This window comes from Streptomyces sp. NPDC058284 (assembly GCF_042881135.1).
Taxonomy (GTDB): Bacteria; Actinomycetota; Actinomycetes; order Streptomycetales; family Streptomycetaceae; genus Streptomyces.
In genome coordinates this window covers 116,363-137,508 of record NZ_JBHVYE010000013.1, presented here as the reverse complement: position 1 = coordinate 137,508, position 21,146 = coordinate 116,363, and the positions used below count along the sequence as shown (strand labels likewise).

15 protein-coding genes are annotated in these 21,146 nt (G+C 71.1%); 4 read left to right on the top strand and 11 right to left on the bottom strand.

Going from position 1 to position 21,146, the window contains the following annotated elements; all coding sequences use genetic code 11:
- Positions 1-45: 45 nt before the first annotated feature.
- From ACFVYR_RS19750 to ACFVYR_RS19735, 4 genes are all read right to left on the bottom strand, one after another.
- Positions 46-783: a response regulator gene (locus tag ACFVYR_RS19750; RefSeq protein ID WP_384257269.1), complete on the bottom strand. Its 738-nt coding sequence runs from the start codon at positions 781-783 to the stop codon at positions 46-48.
- A complete protein-coding gene (locus ACFVYR_RS19745; protein WP_384257272.1) occupies positions 780-1,925 on the bottom strand; it encodes a sensor histidine kinase in 1,146 nt (381 codons plus the stop codon). The genes ACFVYR_RS19750 and ACFVYR_RS19745 overlap by 4 nt, the downstream gene beginning before the upstream one ends.
- Positions 1,922-2,431, bottom strand: coding sequence for a DUF1453 domain-containing protein (locus ACFVYR_RS19740; RefSeq protein WP_384257274.1), 510 nt, complete (start codon positions 2,429-2,431; stop codon positions 1,922-1,924). Before ACFVYR_RS19740 ends, ACFVYR_RS19745 begins: the two co-directional genes overlap by 4 nt.
- Positions 2,432-2,667: 236 nt before the next feature.
- Positions 2,668-4,791, bottom strand: a complete 2,124-nt coding sequence (locus tag ACFVYR_RS19735; RefSeq protein ID WP_384257276.1) for a type IIA DNA topoisomerase subunit B — start codon at positions 4,789-4,791, stop codon at positions 2,668-2,670.
- Positions 4,792-5,231: 440 nt separating this feature from the next.
- Between ACFVYR_RS19735 and ACFVYR_RS19730 the strand changes: the two genes are divergently transcribed.
- Positions 5,232-5,462 carry a hypothetical protein gene (locus ACFVYR_RS19730; RefSeq protein WP_127911237.1) on the top strand — a complete coding sequence of 77 codons (231 nt, stop codon included), beginning with the start codon at positions 5,232-5,234 and terminating at the stop codon, positions 5,460-5,462.
- Positions 5,463-5,644: 182 nt separating this feature from the next.
- On the opposite strand, the gene ACFVYR_RS19725 is transcribed toward ACFVYR_RS19730, so the two are convergent.
- From ACFVYR_RS19725 to ACFVYR_RS19695, 7 genes are all read right to left on the bottom strand, one after another.
- Positions 5,645-6,469 (bottom strand): S1 family peptidase, encoded by an 825-nt coding sequence (locus ACFVYR_RS19725; protein WP_384257279.1) that lies wholly within the window; start codon positions 6,467-6,469, stop codon positions 5,645-5,647.
- 142 nt (positions 6,470-6,611) lie between these two features.
- Entirely contained in the window at positions 6,612-8,153 is a 1,542-nt protein-coding gene (locus tag ACFVYR_RS19720) for an RNA polymerase sigma factor (protein WP_384257283.1), read from the bottom strand.
- Between the two features lie 467 nt (positions 8,154-8,620).
- Positions 8,621-9,508 (bottom strand): FadR/GntR family transcriptional regulator, encoded by an 888-nt coding sequence (locus ACFVYR_RS19715; RefSeq protein WP_384257285.1) that lies wholly within the window; start codon positions 9,506-9,508, stop codon positions 8,621-8,623.
- Between the two features lie 162 nt (positions 9,509-9,670).
- Positions 9,671-11,728 (bottom strand): ATP-binding cassette domain-containing protein, encoded by a 2,058-nt coding sequence (locus ACFVYR_RS19710; RefSeq protein ID WP_384257287.1) that lies wholly within the window; start codon positions 11,726-11,728, stop codon positions 9,671-9,673.
- A 232-nt stretch (positions 11,729-11,960) separates the two neighbouring features.
- Positions 11,961-12,722 carry an NUDIX domain-containing protein gene (locus ACFVYR_RS19705; RefSeq protein WP_384257290.1) on the bottom strand — a complete coding sequence of 254 codons (762 nt, stop codon included), beginning with the start codon at positions 12,720-12,722 and terminating at the stop codon, positions 11,961-11,963.
- Positions 12,723-12,943: 221 nt separating this feature from the next.
- On the bottom strand, positions 12,944-15,088 hold the full coding sequence (locus ACFVYR_RS19700; RefSeq protein WP_384257292.1) for a glycogen debranching N-terminal domain-containing protein: 2,145 nt from the start codon (positions 15,086-15,088) through the stop codon (positions 12,944-12,946).
- A 459-nt stretch (positions 15,089-15,547) separates the two neighbouring features.
- Entirely contained in the window at positions 15,548-16,999 is a 1,452-nt protein-coding gene (locus ACFVYR_RS19695) for a DUF4192 domain-containing protein (protein ID WP_384257295.1), read from the bottom strand.
- 326 nt (positions 17,000-17,325) lie between these two features.
- Here ACFVYR_RS19695 and argC point away from each other — a divergent pair, with 326 nt between their 5' ends.
- The 3 genes from argC to argB are packed head-to-tail and all read left to right on the top strand — an operon-like array spanning position 17,326 to position 20,677.
- Entirely contained in the window at positions 17,326-18,366 is a 1,041-nt protein-coding gene (gene argC / locus ACFVYR_RS19690; protein WP_384257298.1) for an N-acetyl-gamma-glutamyl-phosphate reductase, read from the top strand.
- Positions 18,363-19,514, top strand: coding sequence for a bifunctional glutamate N-acetyltransferase/amino-acid acetyltransferase ArgJ (gene argJ / locus ACFVYR_RS19685; RefSeq protein WP_384257300.1), 1,152 nt, complete (start codon positions 18,363-18,365; stop codon positions 19,512-19,514). The genes argC and argJ overlap by 4 nt, the downstream gene beginning before the upstream one ends.
- Positions 19,515-19,531: 17 nt before the next feature.
- Entirely contained in the window at positions 19,532-20,677 is a 1,146-nt protein-coding gene (gene argB, locus ACFVYR_RS19680; RefSeq protein ID WP_384257302.1) for an acetylglutamate kinase, read from the top strand.
- Positions 20,678-21,146: the final 469 nt, after the last annotated feature.

Below are 21,146 nucleotides of genomic sequence, written 5' to 3'. Positions count from 1 at the left end.
CCGGCTCCCCTCTCCGCGCTCTTCACCCCATTAGGTGAAGCCACGTCAGGTACCCGCTCTCCCTTCCGGCTTGGTGAGCCCGTGTCTGTAGGCGTAACGGACCGCCTGCGCACGGCCCTTGATGCCCGCCTTCGCGAAGAGATTGTTGATGTGGGTCTTCACCGTCGCGGTGGAGACGTGCAATGACCGGGCGATCTCGTGGTTCGTCATTCCCTCGGCGATCAGGACGAGAACTTCGGTCTCCCGCGTGGTGAGGCCGTCGGGCGGCTCAAGGACCGCAGCGGCCTCCGGCTCCGAAAGCCGTTCCAGAAGACGGCGTTGGATCTGCGGGGACAGCCCGGCGTCCCCCGAGAGGACGTCCTCCACGGCCCGGACGATCTGCTCCCCACCGGCGTCCTTGGTCAGATAGCCGCGCGCGCCCGCCTTGAGGGCCGGGAACAGCGAATCGTCGTCGGCGTAGGTGGTGAGCACGACGACCTGCGTGCCCGGATACTCGGCGCGGATACGCCGCGTGGCCTCCGCGCCGTCGCAGCGAGGCATGCGCAGGTCCATCAGGACCACGTCGGGAGAGAGTTCGGCGACGAGGCGGACAGCCTCCTCCCCGTCGGCGCCTGAGCCCACGACCTCGATGCCCGGCAGCAGCCCGAGCAGCATCACGATCCCCTCCCTCACCACCGTCTGGTCGTCGACCACGACCACCCGTGCGGGCGGCTTGCCTCCGTCCGCGGCAGGCCCGGTCGGGCTCTCGCCCGCGACCCCGGCAACACCTTCGTTCCCCGTCATCCCGGCACCCTCAGCGTCACCACGAAGCCCTCCTCACCCGGTCCAGCCTCAAGGGACCCGCCCAACAGCTCGGCCCGCTCACGCATCCCGAGCAGACCGTACCCGGCGCCGGAGGTGGCGAGTTCCCCCGGCGACTGCCCACCCGAGTCCCTCACCTGCAGGCTCACTTCACCCTCCGCGTACTGCAGGCAGACGTGGATCTTCGAGCCCGGCGCATGCTTGCGAATGTTCGTCAGGGCCTCCTGCGCCACTCTGCGTACCGCCTGGGACGCCTCGGCGGGCAGTGGGCGGCGCTCGCCCGTCACGGTGACCGACGCGTGGTCCGCGGTGACCAGCTCACGCAGGAAGTCCTCGACCGGAGTCAGCTCTCCGCGCAGCGCGGACAGCGACTGTCTGGTCTCGGCGAGTCCTTCCCTGGCCATGGACCGCGCCGCCACCACCCGGTCCAGGATCTGCTCCTTCGTCGCGTCCCGTTCGATCAGCAGCCGAGCCGCCTCCAGGTGGACGAGCTGCGCGGAGAGGCTGTGCGCCAGCACGTCGTGGATCTCGCGGGCGATGCGGGCCCTCTCGGCGAGCGCCGCCGACTCCGCCTCGGCGGTGCGCGCGGCCCGCTCCTGGGCGAGCAGCCGGTGGGCGCTGCCTCGCGCCTCGGCGTCCAGACGCAGGGTGTACCCGGCAAGGGAGAGGCCGACGACGGTGAGTGCCGTGATGAGCCAGCCGTCGCCGTTGTACGCGGCGTACCCGGTCATCGCCACGAACACGCAGGGCGCCGCCGCGGCCAGCGGCAGCCGCTCCAGGGCGGAGACGGCCGAAGCGCACCAGAGAACGAGGGAGAGCAACTGCCAGTCGGCGATCTCCGCCGCAAACGCGACGCCCATGAGGAGTGCCATGAGCGCCAGGGACGGCCACAGCCGATGGGCGTACGAGACGCGGAAGAACGCCCACCCAGCCCCGGTGACGGCCAGGACCAGGGCCACCCCGCCCACCAGACTCCAGCCGCGGTCCTCATGGAACGTGTTCCACAGCAGGCTGCCGATGATCACCACGCGCAGGAGCCTGACGAACCACAGTCGGGCCAGGCTCAGTCCTGCCCAGGCGAGCGCCTCCCGGGACGGCCATCTCGTCCAGCGGTCCGCACTCATACGGGTTCCTTCCGCATCGGCCGGTGTGCCGCGGCCGCTCCGTACATCGTGTGTCCAAAACCGGCGCGCAGCAGGAGCAGACCGCTGCGGACCAGCAGCGTGGCCGCGAGGGCCAGCATGAGGGTGGCACTCCCCTGGCGTACATGCAGCATCGAGCCGACGCCGAACAGCCCCGCCCGCAGTCCTATCCCCACGGCCCAGACCACGGCCGTGGCCTTGGTGCCCTTGCTCCACGGCGTCCCGTCCCGCTCGGTCCACACGTGCGAGGTCCGCGCCCAGCCGGCTCCCATGGCCAGCCCGACGAACAGCTCGGCGGCGAGCAGAGCCACGGACGCGGTGCGGTGCTGGGGATCGATCAGATCGGGCTCGCGCACGGCCATGAAGACCAGCACCGCCGGTATCAGCCACCAGCGCCGGTCGGTACCGATCTGCTGGGCCTTGAACTGGCGGACCACCACCAGCACGACGACGACGCAGATCACCAGCGCGTTGGTGAGCCCGGACATGTCTGCCTCCGTACGACGAACGGAACGAGGCCGATCCGAGAGGGATCGACGCCTTCGACGCTACGGACATCGCATGGTCGCGGGATCGGCGCAGGGGTTGAACGCGGGTGGAGCCGGGTGCTCCACCCGCGGGTGGAGCACCCGGCTCCCGCACTGCTCAACGTCCTCGCGACACGCTCTCGGCTGGCTCTCGGTGCGCTCGCGACGCGCTCTCGGCACCGACCGGCATGTTCGCGCTACGCGTCGATGCGTGAGCGGTCGAGTGTCGCGGCAGAGCTGGTGATGAACTCCTTGCGCGGGGCGACGTCATTACCCATCAGCAGATCGAAGACCTGTTCGGCGGAGTCCAGGTCGGAGATGTTGATGCGCCGCAGGGTCCGGTGGCGCGGGTCCATCGTCGTCTCGGCCAGCTGATCGGCGTCCATCTCGCCCAGACCCTTGTACCTCTGGATGGAGTCCTTGTACCGCACGTTCTTGCGCTGGAGCTCCAGGAGCGTCTCGCGCAGTTCCCGGTCGGAGTAGGTGTAGACGTACTTGTCCTGGCCCTTCTTGGGCTGGCTGAGCTCGATCCGGTGGAGCGGCGGGACGGCCGCGAACACCCGGCCCGCCTCCACCATCGGCCGCATGTACCGCTGGAACAGCGTCAGCAGCAGAATCCGGATGTGCGCCCCGTCCACGTCCGCGTCGACCAGCAGAATGATCTTCCCGTAGCGGGCGGCGTCGATGTCGAAGGTCCGGCCCGACCCCGCCCCTATGACCTGGATGATCGCCCCGCACTCGGCGTTCTTCAGCATGTCCGTCACGGACGCCTTCTGAACGTTGAGGATCTTTCCGCGGATCGGCAGCAGCGCCTGGAACTCGGAGTTCCGCGCCAGCTTCGCGGTACCGAGCGCGGAGTCGCCCTCGACGATGAAGAGCTCGCTGCGGTCCACGTCGTCGCTGCGGCAGTCCGCCAGCTTCGCCGGCAGCGACGAGGACTCCAGCGCCGTCTTACGGCGCTGGGCGTCCTTGTGCTGCCGGGCCGCGATGCGGGTGCGGGCCGCGGCGACGGCCTTGTCCATCACCGCGCGAGCCTGCGCCTTGGCGTCCCGCTTGGTGGACGTCAGGAACGCCTTGAGCTCCTTGGCGATGACGTTGGCGACGATGCGGTTGGCCGCCGAGGTGCCGAGGACCTCCTTGGTCTGGCCCTCGAACTGCGGCTCCGCGAGGCGGACCGTGACGACCGCCGTCAGGCCCTCCAGGGCGTCGTCCTTGACGATGTCGTCCTCGGCGACGCGCAGCACCTTCTGGGCGCGCATGACCTCGTTCATCGTCTTGGTGAGCGAGCGCTCGAAACCGCTCACATGGGTGCCGCCCTTGGGGGTGGCGATGATGTTGACGAAGGACCTGACCGTCGAGTCGTACCCGGTGCCCCAGCGCAGCGCCACATCGACCCCGAGCTCACGGGTGACCTCGGTGGGCGTCATCTGACCGTGCTCGTCAAGGACCGGCACCGTCTCCTTGAAGGAGCCCTGGCCGGAGAAGCGCAGCACGTCGCAGACCGCCTTGTCCCGCGCCAGGTACTCGCAGAACTCACTGATGCCGCCGTCGAAGCGGAAGGATTCCTCGCCCTTCGTGCCGCCCTCGCCCAGACCGAACTCGTCCCGCACCACGATCGTGAGACCGGGCACCAGGAACGCGGTCTGGCGCGCCCGCTGGTGGAGGTTCTCCAGCGAAAGTTTGGCGTCCTTCAGGAAGATCTGGCGGTCCGCCCAGTACCGCACGCGGGTACCGGAACGGGCCTTCGGGACCTTCTTGACCTTCCTCAGCTTGGCCGAGGGGTCGAAGGCGGCGTCGGGGCCCGGCTTGGCGAAGGCGCCTGGGACGCCCCGCCGGAAACTGATCGCATGAGTGTGCCCGCCACGGTCCACCTCGACGTCGAGGCGTGCGGAGAGCGCGTTCACCACGGAGGCGCCCACACCGTGCAGACCTCCGGAGGCCGCGTACGAGCCGCCGCCGAACTTGCCGCCAGCGTGCAGCTTGGTCATGACGACCTCGACCCCGGAGAGGCCGGTCTTGGGCTCGACGTCGACCGGGATGCCGCGGCCGTTGTCCCGGACCTCCACGGAGGCGTCGTCGTGAAGGATGACCTCGATGTGGTCGCAGTACCCACCCAGAGCTTCGTCGACGGCGTTGTCGATGATCTCCCAGAGGCAGTGCATGAGGCCGCGACTGTCCGTCGACCCGATGTACATGCCCGGACGCTTGCGGACGGCCTCGAGCCCCTCCAGGACGAGCAGGTGCCGCGCGGTGTAGTTGGAACCGTCCCGATCTGCTCCTGTCAGCAATGCTGTCGACGGCACGGACGTATCGGCGGTCACGCGGTTCGCTCCTCGCTGAATTTCAAGGGGGGTCCTTTGGGGTAAGGACGCGGCTTCGGTTACCGGTCAGAGGGTACCGAGGCCTGGTAGAGCCGTTGTCACGCCACCCTCGTCTCAACTCAGACTAGTCCACGCTCGCATGCATGTTCGATCCCTCGATGGAGTGAAGCGCACGTCACGTTCCCTTCCAGGCATGAACCATTTAGGCTCCGGGCACGTCCTCTTGAACAACCGGCAAGCCAGCCGGAGAGGATCCGACCTGACAGACAGCGCGAAACCGTAAGACACGTAAGAGACGCAATACGGCACATTCGCCGCCAACCGGCAACGGACAGCCTCCTCGGAAGAAATTTCGAGGAAAAGCCACGAGCGGGAACGTTTTCGGCCTGGTTGGATGTTGACCCTGGTACGACAGCTCGTCGAGCTAGAGAAGAGGCGACGTGACTACTGTTCTGACCCCCGCGAGCCCCCTGACGGCCGCTGATCGCTGCGACCGCTGCGGCGCCCAGGCATACCTGCGCGTCGTCCTGTTGAGCGGCGGTGAACTGCTCTTCTGCGCCCACCACGGTCGCAAGTTCGAGCCGGAACTCAAGAAGATCGCCGCTGAGATACAGGACGAGACGGAGCGTCTGACCGCCGTTCCCGAGAGCACCACCGAAGAGGAACGCTGACACCTCGCATCCACGACGAGCCAGCTCCGGCACACCAGGCCGGTGAACGGGCGGCCGCCCCAGCCGACAGGCAGGGACGGCCGCCCGCTCTCGTTGCGGCGTCACAGAGGCACTGACAGCCCCTCTGGGGCGCCCTGAGCCGCCCGGTGCGGCCCGGGCAGGGGGGCAGGGCGAGCGGCCCCTCAGCGGCCACGCATCACCTTGGCGGCTTCTGAGGCCCGCGTATAGACACCGGGGTCACCGGGGCGCCCGCAGCCGCTCCCCCAGGACACGAGCCCGATGAGCCGCCCGCGGGCGACCAGCGGCCCGCCGCTGTCCCCCTGGCAGGCGTCTCGCCCGCCTTCCATCACGCCGGCGCACACCATGGTCCGCGCGATGTACTTCCCCTCGGCACTGCCCGGATACGCCTTCTCACACACGGCATCGGCCAGGACCCCCACGTCCGCCGCGTGCAGCGTGCGGGCGTAGTCACCCGATCCCGTCGTGTCCCCCCAGCCGTACACGGCAGCGTCCGTGCCCGGCTGGTAGGCGGGGTCCCCCGCAGCCGCCACGGGGATCGTGTACTTCTCGGGCAGCGGCTCGGCCAGCGTCAGTACCGCCACGTCGCCTGAGTTCGTGTAGCTGTCGTACTCCGGGTCGACCCGGACGCTACGCACCGCGATCTCCGACCCCTCTTTCGTTCCGAGATCGCCACGGCCGGCGATCACCTTGAGGTCCGCCACCTTGTCGACGGCCACCCCGAGCACCGTCTCGCTCACGCAGTGGGCCGCCGTCAGGACCGTCGAGCGCCCTACGGCCGCGCCGCCGCAGTACTGCCCCGCACGCGCGTCGCCGAATCGGGCACGACTGGACAGCGCCACCGCCCATGGACTGTCGGACACGTTGACCGGGTGGCCGCCGACGACCACGCTGTCGGCCGCGACGGGCACCGGGGAAGCCAGCGGCAGGACGGCGCCGGCCGCCAGGGCCATCACCGCGGTCCACGCTCGGGCGAAGGGACGACGCATGCGAGCTCCTCACTCTGGGGTTGCGATCGCGTACCCAGAGTGATCCAGTATGGCTCACCGCGCACCCGCGCACGCGAAAGGCCCGAAGCCGCGTACTGCGGACTTCGGGCCTTTCGTGGAGTGCTCCCCCGACCGGCGGCGCCTAGTCGAGGTAGTCGCGCAGGACCTGCGAGCGCGACGGGTGGCGCAGCTTCGACATCGTCTTCGACTCGATCTGGCGGATGCGCTCACGCGTCACTCCGTAGACCTTGCCGATCTCGTCGAGGGTCTTGGGCTGGCCGTCCGTGAGGCCGAAGCGCATGGAGACCACGCCCGCCTCGCGCTCGGACAGGGTGTCAAGGACGGAGTGCAGCTGCTCCTGGAGGAGCGTGAAGCTGACCGCGTCGGCCGGCACGACCGCTTCGGAGTCCTCGATGAGGTCACCGAACTCGCTGTCGCCGTCCTCACCCAGAGGGGTGTGGAGGGAGATCGGCTCGCGGCCGTACTTCTGGACCTCGATGACCTTCTCCGGGGTCATGTCGAGTTCCTTGGCCAGCTCCTCCGGGGTGGGCTCACGGCCCAGGTCCTGGAGCATCTGGCGCTGGACACGGGCCAGCTTGTTGATGACCTCGACCATGTGCACCGGGATACGGATGGTGCGGGCCTGGTCGGCCATGGCGCGGGTGATCGCCTGCCGGATCCACCAGGTGGCGTACGTGGAGAACTTGTAGCCCTTGGTGTAGTCGAACTTCTCGACCGCGCGGATCAGACCGAGGTTGCCCTCCTGGATGAGGTCCAGGAAGAGCATGCCGCGGCCGGTGTAGCGCTTGGCCAGGGAGACCACGAGGCGGAGGTTGGCCTCCAGGAGGTGGTTCTTGGCGCGGCGGCCATCCTCGGCGATGATCTCCAGCTCGCGCTTGAGCTTCGGTGCGAGCTTGTCGGCGTTGGCCAGCTTGTCCTCGGCGAACAGGCCGGCCTCGATACGCTTGGCGAGCTCGACCTCCTGCTCCGCGTTGAGGAGCGGGACCTTGCCGATCTGCTTCAGGTAGTCCTTGACGGGGTCGGCGGTGGCGCCGGCCGCGGCGACCTGCTGGGCCGGTGCGTCGTCCTCGTCCTCGTCGGACAGCACGAAGCCCTGAGCGCCCTCCTCGGCCGGCTCGCCCTCACCGGGCTTGGCGGCGGGCGTCTCCTCGGTGGCCTCTTCGTCCAGGAGCTCGTCGGCGTCCTTCTTGGCGGCGGTCTTCTTGGCCGCCGTCTTCTTGACAGCGGTCTTCTTGGCGACGGCCTTCTTGGCCGTCGTCTTCTTGGCGGCGACCTTCTTCGCGGGTCCGTCCTCGGCGAGGCCGTCCGCGGTCGGCGCCTCAGTGGCGGCGGTGGCGGTGGGCTTCACCGTGGCGGCCTTGGCCGCGACCGTCCTGGTCGCGGTGCGCTTGGCCGGACTCTTCGCTGCGACGCTCTTGCGGGGGCGCTTGGGCTCCGCGGCACTGACCATCAGCGTCACACCCTCTTCCTCGAGGATCTGGTTGAGGCTGCGCAGAACGTTCTTCCACTGAGTGGCCGGAATCTGGTCAGCTTCGAAGGCACGACGCACGTCATCGCCGGCGATCTGCCCATCAGCCTTTCCCCGCTCGATGAGCGCCATGACAGAGACGGATTCGGCGATCTCCGGCGGGAGCGTACGGGATGTGCTGGCCGACACGAACAACCTCTCGGAACGTTGGAAAACGGCTTCCGGCCCCGTCCATTGTGGACCGGAGCCGACGACCGGCGGCAGGGGATTGGGCCGACGGCGCGGGCGGGGCCGGGGAGCTGCACAGCGCCGCGAACGACGTCTGTATTCCTTCCTCGGCTATCACCTCTTAGGTCATCGCGCTGTTCCTTGGAGCGTTACGCCCAATCTACGTGGCCCGAGTCACACCCCGTAAGTACTCAAAAGCTTCCATACACGGTCATACGCGACCTATAGACATGCACGAATGATCCCCCGATGCCCGGTGCGGAAACCCCCCACGAGCGTGTCGCCGGACCCCGCGGGCCCTGGAGAGCCCGTGGAGGTCCGGCGACACGAGGAGCGGCGACGGAGGCCGTCGACGGCGTAGGGATCGACGTACGCGATGACTCAGCACCGCCGCGAGGCGCGCGCACGACCGCGGCGTCGGCGTGGCCGCGCGGTCAGTGCTCGCGCGGGGCGGGCACGACGCGCTCCACCTCGGGGTGGACGGTGAGCAGCTGCCGCATGGCGGCCTCGGCGCCGGCTCCGTCGCCCGCCGCGAGGGCGTCGACGACCCGGGAGTGGTGCACCAGGGAGGCCTCGGTGGGGCGGTCACAGCCGGTGACCGGCCCGCCCGAAACCTGGAGGGCGGCCGAGACGATGCCGGAGAGGTGTTCAAGCATGCGGTTGCCCGCGATCTGGATGAGCAGCGAGTGGAACTCCGCGTCGGCGCGGGAGAAGGTGATCACGTCGCCCTGGGCCAGCGCGTGCCCCATGATCTCCACCATGTCGGCGAGCCGCTGCTGCACCTCCTCGCGGCCGTGCCCGGCGGCGAGGCGGGCGGCCAGCGGCTCGATCATCCAGCGCAGCTCACCGAGCTCGCGCCGCTGGTCATCGCGCTGTGGCCCGAAGGCCCGCCACTCGATGATGTCCGGATCGAGCAGATTCCAGTCACTGACGGGCCGCACGCGCGTGCCGACGTTGGGCCGGGCGCTGACCAGGCCCTTGGCCTCGAGCACGCGCAGGGACTCACGGACGACGGTGCGGGAGACCTCGAAGCGCTGGCCGATCTCCTCGGGAACGAGTGGGCGGTCGGCGCCGAGGTCACCGGAGACGATCATCTGGCCCAGCTGCTGGACGAGTTGGCCGTGCAGGCCGCGGCCGCGGTTCCCGGCGGAGCGCCGGCCCACCCGTCCCAGGTCCTGGTCGGGGCCGTCCCATACGGGCGCGCCGACGCGATCGCCGCCGGGCGTCTCGGCGTAGGGGTATCGGTCGAGGTCACCCGGGCCGGCGAGACCGGAGTCGGCGGAGCGGGCGGTGGTCATCATGGTGTGCGCAAGGGTACTCACGGATCAGTTGTCGGCTCTGCATCCAACTCCCTTGAGGTCTTTGGTGAAAAGCACACGAAAGGGTGATCGCCTACCTCGCCGCAATTGACGCCTTATCAGCAAGAAACGGACGCTGTCCGGGGAATTGCCTACAACCCAGTTCCGGAGGGCGGCGGGCGGTCGTCACCGGACCCTCGTACGCATCGCCGTGAGCAGATATGCGCAGAGCAGAGCGGCCAGGGACAACGTCAGCGCACCGCCCACAGGTTGAGCGATCATGCGTACTCCCGCCGCCAGATACCGCTCGGCACCGAACGGCCACTGCACCAGAGCGATGTCCCGCAGCCGCCCCGGGAGCCCCGCCGCCGATCGAACGGACGGCCCCTCAACGGCCTTCTGTACGAGCGGTACGACGACGATCGGCACCGCGAGCACGGCGGCGAGCCCGGCGGCGGTGGACCGGAAGACGCCTGCGGCCAGCACTCCGGCCCAGGCGCACCCCGTGACCAGGGCCGTCCAACTGGCGCCCAGCGACGGCCAGTCCACGGGAACTTTCGTGAGTTCTTCTCCGTATACAAGGTGGAGCAGCATGGCGTCGGAGACCACCGCGAGGGCGCCGAGGAGCAGCGCCGTGGCGGCCGCGACGAGCAGTTTGGCGCCGAGCAGCCCGAGGCGACGCGGCACTGTGCCCCGGTCCGCGGCGAGTGCGGGATGGCGGAACTCGTCACCGAAGGCGAGGGCTCCGAGGAGACCCGCCCCGAGAGCCGCGGGCGGTAGGGGGAGCTGGCCTGGCCAGGCGGCGAGGAGGCGCGACTGCGACGTATGGCCGGAGCGTGCCAGGAAGACGCAGATGACGGCGGAGGCGGCGAGGACGAGGGCCAGGGTGAGGTAGCCGGTGCCGACACCTGTCAGGCGGCGCAGTTCGTAGCGCAGGGGACGCAAGGGGCTTCGGCTGGGGCACACAGTGATGGGCGGCGGCAGGCCGGGCAGCGCACCCCGGGTTGCGGGTGGGCCCGAAGAGAGGGCGGCCGGGCGCGCGGCGGCGCCTTCGAGCGGCACGGTGTCGTGGGTTTCGAGCGGGGCCAGGGGGACGAGGTCGGCCATGGAGGCCGTCAGCTCCGGCTCTTCCGCCTCCTCTTCACCGAGGGCTTCGGCCGAGAGCGGGGCGGAGTCCCCGGCCGAGGCGGGGGCCGGGATCGAGGTCGGCGCAGAGTTCGGAGCCGCATTCGGAGTGGAAGCCGACGTCGAAGTCGGGGCCACGATGGCGAGGGGGGCGGAGGTGGAAGCACCGTCCGGTCGAGGTTTGGCCGACGCCTCGGACAAGGTCGCCGGAACCGGTGGCGCCACGGGCGCGGACTGGTTCAGCGGCCCCGCATCGCCGAGCTCGTCGGCGAGTTGGTGGACGAGGATGCCGTGCCGGTACGCGGTCTCGCCCACGTCGGCGCAGTTGCTGCCGTACACGGAGAGCCTGGTGCCGTCCTCCTTGACCACCTCGATGGAGTGGTGCCGCGCACGTGCCTCTTTGACGAGGAGAGCGGCGAGGCGTGCGGCGTGCGGGCTCCGGACGGCGACGCGGGGGCGGAGCCTGGTCCGCGCGAAGTCCGTGGCCTCCTGGTCGGCGACGAGTCGCCCCGCCTCCAGTGTGACGACGCGGTCGGCGGCGCGGGCGGCCTCCTTGGGGTCGTCGGTGGTGAACAGGACCGTGCCGCCCTGACTGGCGTGGGCGCGCATGATTCCGTGCAGCCAGGCGCCTTCCCGGGCCGAGAGGCCGTCCCCCGGCCCGTCGAGGAGGAGGGTGTGCGGGTCGGCGAGCAGCGCGCAGGCCAGTCCCAGGCGGCGGTCCATGCCGCGCGAGAGAGTGCCGAGGCGCTGGTCCCGCAGGCTGACGAGTCCGACGACCTCCAGGACGTCGTCGGCACGTTGGACGGGCACTCCTGCGGCCGCGCACAGCATGCGCAGATGGCCGCGGACCGAACGTGCCGGGTGCCCGGGAACATCGCCCAGGAGAGCGCCCACCTCACGGGCCGGGTGGGCGATGCGGTGCAGGGGGCGGCCTCTGAAGTACGTGATGCCGCGGCCCTGTTGAAGTTCGAGCATCAGCCGCAGCACCGTGGTCGTCTCGGTGGTGTCGGCGCCGAGCAGCGCCGTGACACGGCCGTTTCGCGCCTCGAAGGAGACGTCGTCCACGGCGGGCGGGAGCTCCTGGCGGGGGTTGCTGGTCAGTCCGATGGCCTGGATCATCGCTTCTCTCGCAGGATGTGCGACCGCGCGGCGGCCGGGACCCGTCCGCCGGATCGGGGACGGACGAGCCCCGTGGGTACTGCAGCAACATAACGCGACATTTACGGCTTTTCGGTCATGGCATGGCCGCGGCGGCCCGGCCCGGCCCGCCGATGTCCACCGAACACCACGGCCGGGCTGGCGCGGCAGGTGGCAGGGGGCAGTCGGCAGGGGGCGCGGCCGTGACAGGTCCTCAGACTTCGGGGCGCAGCATCGGCGGGTTGAGAAGCGTCGCGCCGCCCGCGCGGAAGAGCTGGGCGGGGCGACCGCCCTGCCGGGTGGTCGTCCCGCCGGTGGGCACGAGGAAGCCGGGGGTGCCCGTGACCTTGCGATGGAAGTTGCGTGGGTCGAGGACGACACCCCAGACGGCCTCGTAGACCCGTCGCAGCTCGCCGACGGTGAACTCCGGCGGGCAGAAGGCCGTCGCCAGCGAGGAGTACTCGATCTTGGAGCGGGCGCGCTCCACACCGTCCGCGAGGATCTGCGCGTGATCGAAGGCCAGCGGAGCCGCCTGCTCGCCCTCGCGGCCGTAGCCCCCTTGTTTGAGCAGGGCCTCGACCGGTGCCCAGCGCGCGCTGCGGGCGTCGCCGCCGGGCCGGGGCGCGGGCAGGTCGGGGGCGAGCGCGAGGTGGGCGACGCTGACGACGCGCATGCGCGGATCGCGCTTGGGGCCGCCGTACGTGGCGAGCTGTTCGAGGTGCGCTCCGTTGACCTGGGCCGGCGCGTCTGGCTCGTGGGCGCACAGGCCCGTTTCCTCGATCAGCTCACGCGCCGCCGCCGCCGAGAGGTCCTCGTCGACACGTACGAAACCTCCGGGAAGCGCCCAACGCCCCTGAAACGGCTGCTCACCACGCCGCACGGCCAGCGCGCAGAGCGCGTGACGGCGCACGGTCAGCACGACCAGGTCGACGGTGACTGCGAAAGGCGGGAAGGCCGACGGGTCGTAGGGCGACATGCCGCGATCATAGTCGTCTGCCTGACGATAAACACCTCCTTCGCCTATTGCTTCCGGTTCTCGGCTCAGCGGATTCCTGCCCGACACCGCACCAAAGCGATACCGCACCCAGAGGAGGGGCATGCCGGAGCCGACGTGAGCTGGCGGTGTCGGCTGTGGTCCGTGCGTGATGCGGCTGTGGCCGAGCGCCCTGTCCGCCCGTCCGTTGCTCGGGGCAGCCGTCACACACCCAGTTGCAGTCCGTCGGCCGCCTCCTCGACCATCGCGAGGCCTAGCCGACTCACGCGTACGGAGAACGGGGCCCCCGCGACGCTCAGCGCGCTCAGCCCCAGCTCTCCCAGCGGGGCGCTGCGGACCGGACTCAACTTCACCGTTCCGCTCGGCGCGTCGGGCCGGATTCCGGCGAGCGCCACGAGGACGTGCACCCCGGCGGCCGCGGCGGTGGCCGCGGGCCGGCAGGCGGCCGGATGCGGCAGCGGCGCTCCGCCCACCGTGCGCTGCTCCCCCGCGTACATCTCGGGCAGCCGGTGGTCGAAGAACTCGGCCGCGGACAACATGCCGCGCAGCAGCGAGCTCGCCTCCTTCTCATATCCCGCCGCCGCCAGTCCCGCGACGGCGACCGCCGTCTCCTGTACACGGACCGAACCGCCCCGGTGCCCGAAGGCGTTGTACGCGGTCTCCTTGGCGCCCAGGCTGCGCAGTCCCCAGCCCGAGTCCATGGCGGGCCCTCCGAGCAACCGGGCCAGCTGCTCGGTCCTGACCTTGTCGAGCAGGCCCGGGGCGAGCGTGCCCGACCCGAGCAGGCCGGTGTCCAAGAGGTGGGCCGCTCCACCGGTGAGGTGCGGAACGAGCCGTCCGTCCGGCAGGCGGGCGGCGGCAGGTCTGCCGCCCGCCCGGTCCTCCACCCAGAACTCCTCCCGGAACGCCGACCGCAGCCGTGCCGCCCACTGCCGAAGACCGGTGGCGTCCGCGCGGCCGTGTGCGTCGAGCAGGTCGGCCCCGAGCAGCGCGGCCCGGTGCGCATGGGCCTGGACCTCGCCGCGCGCGAGTCCTCCCGGGCGGGCGCCCCGGGGTGCGGAGCCGGTCTGGTGCGAGGGGCCGACCTGGCGCGCGGGGCCGGTCTGAGGTGCGCCCGGGTAGGTGTCGGGCAGGAACACTCCGTCGCCGACTGCGGCTCGCAGCCACCTCAGGCATCGCTCCGCCGCGGGCAGCAGTTCCTCGACTTCCTGTGCGGGGAGCCCCCAACGCCACGCTTCCGCGAGGAGCACCGGGAAGAGCAGGGTCGCTTCGGTCCCCGTACAGCCGGGCGGCAGGTGGGGGCCCGCGTCCCGCAACGGTCCCGGGATCATGCCCGAACGGTGTCCGGGGCCGGTGAGCTGGCTGCGGGCCAGGGTACGCAGCGTTCCCGCGGCGAGCCGCGTGCCCAAAGGCAGTGCCATCCGGGCGGCGGCCAGCGCCTCGGCCGGTGCGAGTCCGCAACGCCACGGGGCCCCCGCCGCCGGGTACACGTCGGTCGGGTGCTCGCTGTCGCGCAGCAGCAACGCCTGCAGATCCTCGACGGATCGGTCGAGGAGCGGCTGGACCCCGGGGTCGTCGCCGACCGCCCGGGCCCCGGCGAGGGACCGCGTCCCGCCGTACCCCGCCGCCCGGACCGGACCGGCACCGTCGGCTCGCACCCGCAGCTCCAGGCTCCGGGAGCCGCCCGGCGGCAGGTCCACCTCCCAGCGCAGCAGTCCCGCCGAGGCCATGGCGTCGTCGGGCGCGGGGTCGGCCGTGACCACGCAATGAGCCGTGGCCGAGGACCACCGCAGGCCGGAGTCGTACACGCTGGCGGCCAGTTCGGGGCCGACCCGGCCCGAAGCGACCGCGCCCACCTCGGCGAGGTCCGTGCCGAGCGAGACCTCGACGGGCAGCCGGAGAGGGCGCCCGGCCGCGCTGTGCAGGGTGATCCGCTCCGTACCGTCCGCGTGGCGGAGCCGTTCGACGGTGACCTCCGGGTCGGGGCCGCGGTCCGTCGGCAGGCGCAGCGTCGCGACGAACCGGGCGCTGTCCGAGGACAGCATGCGGGCCTGCACGGCGACCGGTTCGCGCCCCGCCACGCGCAGCTGACAGCGGGAGAGGGTCCGGCGTCCCGCACGGAAGAACCCCTCCAGCCCTCGGCCGGTCAACTGCCCCTGGTCCGTTGAGATCGCCAGGGCCGGCAGGGCGACGCAGATCAGCAGGGCGTGCGCGGGCGGGAGTTCGGCGGGGCGGCGCGGTACCGGAGCGGGGGCCCGGGCCGGGCCGCCGGGCAGGGGCGAGCGGGCCTGCACGGTCCGCTGGGGCCCCTCTCTGTCGGAGACGGAAGACGGAGCGGGAAGAGACATGAGGCAGCTTCTTCTGCGTTGTCTGCGCTACGGGAGGTCGGAGGAGGTACGGCGGCGCGACCCGGCTGCAGGTACCGCCACTCAGGTGAACGGGCCGACCCCGCTCCGGGTCACGCCCGCACGCCGGGAAGCCGCCCATGTGGCCCCTGTCGTGGCTCCAGATGGGGCCATGGGGGTGGGTGTGGGGGTGGTTATGGGTGTGGGGGTGGTTATGGGTGTGGGGGTGGCCGGGGCTACTTAAGACTTGATCGTGGCCTTGGTCGTGGGATCGGCCGTGGGCTTGGTCGTGCGTTTCGTCGTGGGATCGGTCATCGGCGTGATCGTGGACTTGGGCTTGGGCGTGGGCTTGGGCGTGGGCTTGGGCCGGGGTTCGACTCCGGCGGCGGCTGCGGTCTCTCAGGCGTGCCGCGCCCGCCCGCAGCCGCGGTGTCCATGCGCTCCACCACCGGGGCCGAGGACTCATCGGTCGTCCCGCGCACTGCGCCGGATGGTGCGGCGGCGGTTCCGCGGTCCCGTGCCCGGGCCGCCGGAGGTCCGCCCGCCTCCGAAGGTCTGGGGGCCTGCGGAAGCCCGGGGCCGACGAGCCTCGTCACCCGCCGTGCGCGACGACCGACGCCGGCGGCGCCGGGTGGCTCCGCCTTCCGACGCCTCGAGGGAGTCACACGCACCGGCATCTGGCGCCCCGGCGCCCTCGCGGGCGTCGCGCTCCCTTCGCAGGCAGCGGCGGATCGCCTCCGGATCCACCTCTTCGTTGCAGGCCTGGTGGAGGAGCAGGGCGAAGGCGTATCCGGAGTCGGCGCGCAGCGCCATGTCCAGGGCCTCCTGCCCTTCCGTGGGATCGCCGAGGGACCAGGCGACCCAGCCGGCCAGGGACAGCGGCGCCGCCGCGTGCTCCGCGTACGCGCCGACGCAGCGCCGGGCCAGGGACCTCCAGAGCCGCAGCGCGGGCGGTGCCTCGGCGCCCTCCATCCATTCGGCCGCGCGGTCGCGGGTCGTCCGGACCTGCAGCCCGAGGATCAGTGCGGCCGCTTCGTCGTGCGCGATCAACTCGTCGTCCCTGTTGTCCGCGTCGAGTGTGTCGGCTGCCGGGGGTGCGGCGGCCAGGCGGGCGATGATCCGACGGGCCAGATCCAGCGTCTCGGCCGCCACACCCTCCTGCCCCTGATCCTCATGGCCTTGCTCGGCGTCGCCCAGGGACTCGTCGCCCTGGACCACCTCGTCCAGCATCCTGGGGATGAGCGTGAGACCGGCCGCGTCGAGCGCGCGCTCCTGGTCGGCGGCCGCAGCGGTCTCCCAGGGAGTGAGGCGTCCCCTGATCTCGCCTTGCGTGAGATCCGCCCGTACCCCCATATAGGTCGCCGCGGCGGCCAGGACAGAAGTGCCGGGCCTGAGGAGGGGCATGCCTCCCGGCGGACAGCACCGGGTGTCCGGGCAGCAGTAGGTCCAGAGACGGTTTCCCGAGATGCACACGACTTCGAGCACCGGGACCTCCAGCCGGCCGCACGCGGTGCGCAGTACCTGGGCCAGTGGCCTCAGGCGCTCCCTCACCTGCTGCCCGGACTCCGCGCCAACGGGCTCCTGGCACAGGAACGCCACGACGCCGTCCGGCCGCTCCCCCCTCCTCTCACAGCCACCCACCAGGCATTGGGCCAGCTGCTCCGCGACGCACGGCCAGTCCTCCGCGCGCTCGGGAACTCCGAGGCGCACACGGCCGCCGAACCGTCCCTGGTCGCCGTGGAGAGCGATGAGCACGATGCTCTTCTCGGGCTTGAAGCCGAGCAAATACGGCAGGGCGTCGGCCAGTTCGGCCGGAGTGCGCAGAGTGACCACCGGCTCGTCGAACGAACTCCTTGGCCGGGTCGAGCCGTTGGGGTCGATCGGGTCGGCTGCTTCGCTGTGGTTCTTCGTCATGCGCCGACTCTCCCGCGGATCGCCGCACTCCGGTTGACCCTGTGGATAACCCCGGTCAGGGGCACGCCAAGGGTTATCCACAGCTGGAGGGCGGGGGTCGCCTTCCCGCCCCGCCGGGGCGCACAGTTGGGGTCTCGGCCACCCTCGCCGCGTCCAGCAGCCCTCACCCAGCTCCGTCAGCACCCAGCTCCGTCAGCCTCCACCGGCAATCGCCGCTTCCCACCGGTCTCCACCGGCCTCACACCGGATCGGCGACCCTCGATTAGGTTAGGCTAAGCTAAGTACAACTTCGCAGGTCGGAACCTCCACCACGAGAGACGGAGACCATGACAGTACGGGCCGCGGTGGCCGGAGCGAGTGGCTATGCCGGTGGGGAGATTCTCCGCCTGCTGCTTTCGCATCCGGAGGTCGAGATCGGCGCGGTGACCGCGCACAGCAGCGTGGGGCAGAGGCTCGGGGAGGTACAGCCGCACCTGACCGCCCTCGCGGACCGGACGCTGACAGAGACGTCGGTGGCGAGCCTGCGCGGCCATGACGTGGTGTTCCTCGCGCTGCCGCACGGCCAGTCCGCGCAACTGGCACGGCAGTTGGAGGACGACACGCTCGTCGTGGACTGCGGGGCGGATTTCCGGTTGCGTGGGGCGGCCGACTGGGAGCGTTTCTACGGCACTGCGCACGCCGGGACGTGGCCCTATGGGCTGCCCGAACTCCCGGGCGCGCGGGAAGAGTTGCGGGACGCGCGCCGCATCGCCGTACCGGGCTGTTACCCGACAGCCGTCACCCTGGCGCTGTACCCGGCCTTCCTGGCGCGGCTGGTGGAGCCGGAGGCCGTCGTCGTCGCGGCCAGCGGTGCGTCGGGAGCGGGCCGGGTGGCCAAGCCCCATCTGGTCGGCTCCGAGGTGATGGGGTCGATGGCACCGTACGGGGTCGGCGGCGGCCATCGGCACACACCGGAGCTGACGCAGAATCTCTCCCAGGTCGCCGGTGAGCGCGTGACCGTGTCGTTCACGCCGACCCTGGCCCCCATGCCCCGGGGCATCCTCGCCACCTGTTCGGCGCGCCTGCGCCCCGGTCCGACGGCCCGCACCGTGGAGGACGACGTACGCGCCGTGTACGAGACCGCCTACGCCGACGAACCGTTCGTACACCTGTTGCCGCCGGGTACGTGGCCGTCCACGGCCGCCGTGGTCGGGTCCAACGCCGTCCGTGTACAGGTGGCCGTGGACGCGGCCGCTCGCCGGCTCGTCTGCGTCAGTGCGATCGACAACCTGACCAAGGGCACCGCCGGTGGCGCGGTACAGAGCATGAACATCGCCCTCGGTCTGCCCGAGACGATGGGTCTGCCCATGAATGGAGTGGCTCCGTGAGTGTGACCGCGGCCCGGGGATTCCTCGCGAGCGGAGTGTCCGCGGGGATCAAGGAGTCCGGTGATCCCGACCTGGCGCTTGTGGTGAACCAGGGGCCTTCGAACGCGGCGGCCGCCGTGTTCACCTCGAACCGCGTACAGGCCGCGCCCGTGCGCTGGTCCCGGCGAACGGTGGCCGACGGCACGCTGTCCGCGGTCGTCCTCAACTCCGGCGGGGCCAACGCCTGTACCGGCCCCAAGGGCGAGGCCGACACCCGGACGACAGCCGAGTGCGCGGCGCGGGCGCTCGGCACCGAGACCGGCCGGGTCGCCGTGTGCTCCACCGGACTCATCGGCGTCCCGCTGCCCATGGACCGGGTGACGGCGGGCATCCACGCCGCCGCTGCACGGCTGTCGGACGACGGCGGCGAGGATGCGGCCGTGGCCATCAAGACCACCGACTCGGTGCACAAGACGGCTGTGTCGTCCGGGCCCGGCTGGACCGTGGGCGGGATGGCGAAGGGGGCGGGCATGCTCGCCCCCGGTCTCGCGACCATGCTGGTGGTGCTCACCACGGACGCCGACGTGAGCGCGCCCGAGCTCGACGCCACCCTGAGAGAAGCGGTGCGCACCACCTTCGACCGGGTCGACTCGGACGGTTGCATGTCCACCAACGACACCGTGCTGCTGCTCGCGTCGGGTGCTTCGGGGGTACGGCCGGACCCGGCCGCGTTCACGGAGGCCGTGCACGGAGTGTGCCTCGACCTGGCGCACCGGCTCATCGCGGACGCGGAGGGCGCTTCGAAGGAGATCGAGGTGCGGGTGATCGGTGCGGCATCGGAGCGGGATGCCGTGGAGGTGGGCCGGTCGGTGGCCCGGAACAACCTCCTCAAGTGCGCCCTGCACGGCGAGGATCCGAACTGGGGGCGAGTCCTGTCGGCGGTCGGCACGACCTCCGCCGCCTTCGACCCGGACCGCTTGGACGTGGCGATCAACGGCGTCCTGGTGTGCCGTGACGGGGCGGCCGGTGAGGACCGGGACAAGGTTGACCTGTCGAGGCGTCAGGTGGCGGTCATCGTGGATCTGCGCTCCGGAGAGGCCGCGGCGACGATCTGGACGAACGATCTCACCGCGGCGTACGTCCACGAGAACAGCGCCTACAGCTCGTGAACGGGGGGAGGGCAGAGATGCGAACGGTGGTCGGGGAGCTTGGAGACGGGCACGCGCGCGTGGACCTGGATACGGGAGCCGGGACGGGAGCCAGGGCCGGGGTGAAAGCGGACGAGGGCGGTGGCGCGGTCGCGGACCCGTCCACCGGGGCGTTCCTGCGCTCGGAGGAGGTGCCTGAGGGGCTCCGGGGAAGCGTGGTCGTCGTCAAGTTCGGTGGCCATGCCATGGTGGACGCGGGCCTGCAACGGACGTTTGCCCGGGACGTGGTGGAGCTGTGGCGAGCGGGCCTGCGCCCCGTCGTCGTACACGGAGGCGGCCCGCAGATCAGCGCGATGCTCGACCGCCTCGCCCTGGAGACCCGTTTCGAGGCGGGCCTGCGCGTGACCACTCCGGAGACCATGGAAGTGGTCCGCATGGTGCTGTCCGGCCGGGTCCAGCGGGAGTTGGTGGGCCACATCAACGCGCACGGGCCCTTCGCCGTCGGGATGACGGGCGAGGACGCGCACACGATGACGGCCGTGCGGCGGTCGGCCTGGGTGGACGGCAGGCCGGTGGACATCGGTCTCGTCGGCGAGGTCGTGGACGTGAACCCCACCATGGTGCGCACGCTTCTGGAGCAGGGGCACATACCGGTGGTCTCCCCCGTGGCCCGCGGCGAGGAAGGCGAGGTCTACAACGTCAACGCCGATCTCGCGGCGTCCGCCTTGGCCGTGGCCCTCGGCGCCGAACGCCTGGTGATGCTCACCGATGTGGCGGGCCTGTACGCGGACTGGCCGCACAGCACCGAGGTGATCGAGCACCTGACCGCCGACGCGCTGGACGCGATGCTGCCGGGTCTGGCGAGCGGGATGCTGCCGAAGATGGAGGGCTGTCTGCGGGCCGTACGCGGTGGGGTGGGCAAGGCACACGTGGTCGACGGACGCGTGCCGCATGCGGTGCTGCGAGGGCTCCTGGACGAGGTCGGTCCCGGCACGACGGTGGTCCCTTCCGAGAGCGAGCCCGGCGTCGCCGACAGTGTCGAGGGCCCGGCTACCCCCACGGCCGACCCGGACACCGACCCCGGCCCTGGTCCCGACCCCGACCCCGACCCCGAGGGCGCCGGACGCGACGCCACTCCTCTGGTTCCGGGCAGCCGCTCGGAGCACGACGCGTGCCCCGTCTGACGGGCACCCAAGGAACCGGAATCGCCGCCGCGCCTCCCGGCGTCTCGGTTTCGGAACATGGCTGATCGTTCATGACATGTTCTGGAAGCGGCAGCGCCTCCCCGGCGGGGGGAGGGGTGAGCAGCACTCGGGTGCCGGTTCGGTGCGGCAGGCGCCGACTCTGACCAGGACCCGACCCTGGGCCTGCCCCCGGCCCCGCCGTCGCCGTGGCAGCGGTCCTCGTCATCAGCACCGTCGTTCTCGCAGTGAACGCCAGCGGTGACGGTTCCAAGGACGAAGACAAAGACAAGGACAAGCACCGCTAGAGCGCCGGGCCCGTTCCGTCCTCGGCCCCGAACATCCCGTCGTCCGACCGGCCCGGTGAGAACGGTGGCAAGCCCAGTGGTCAGGGCGAACCCCATGGCAAGGAGACGCTCAACACAACGGAGACGCCGGGCGGGGGCAGCGGGAACGACCCCCGTTCCCCTCC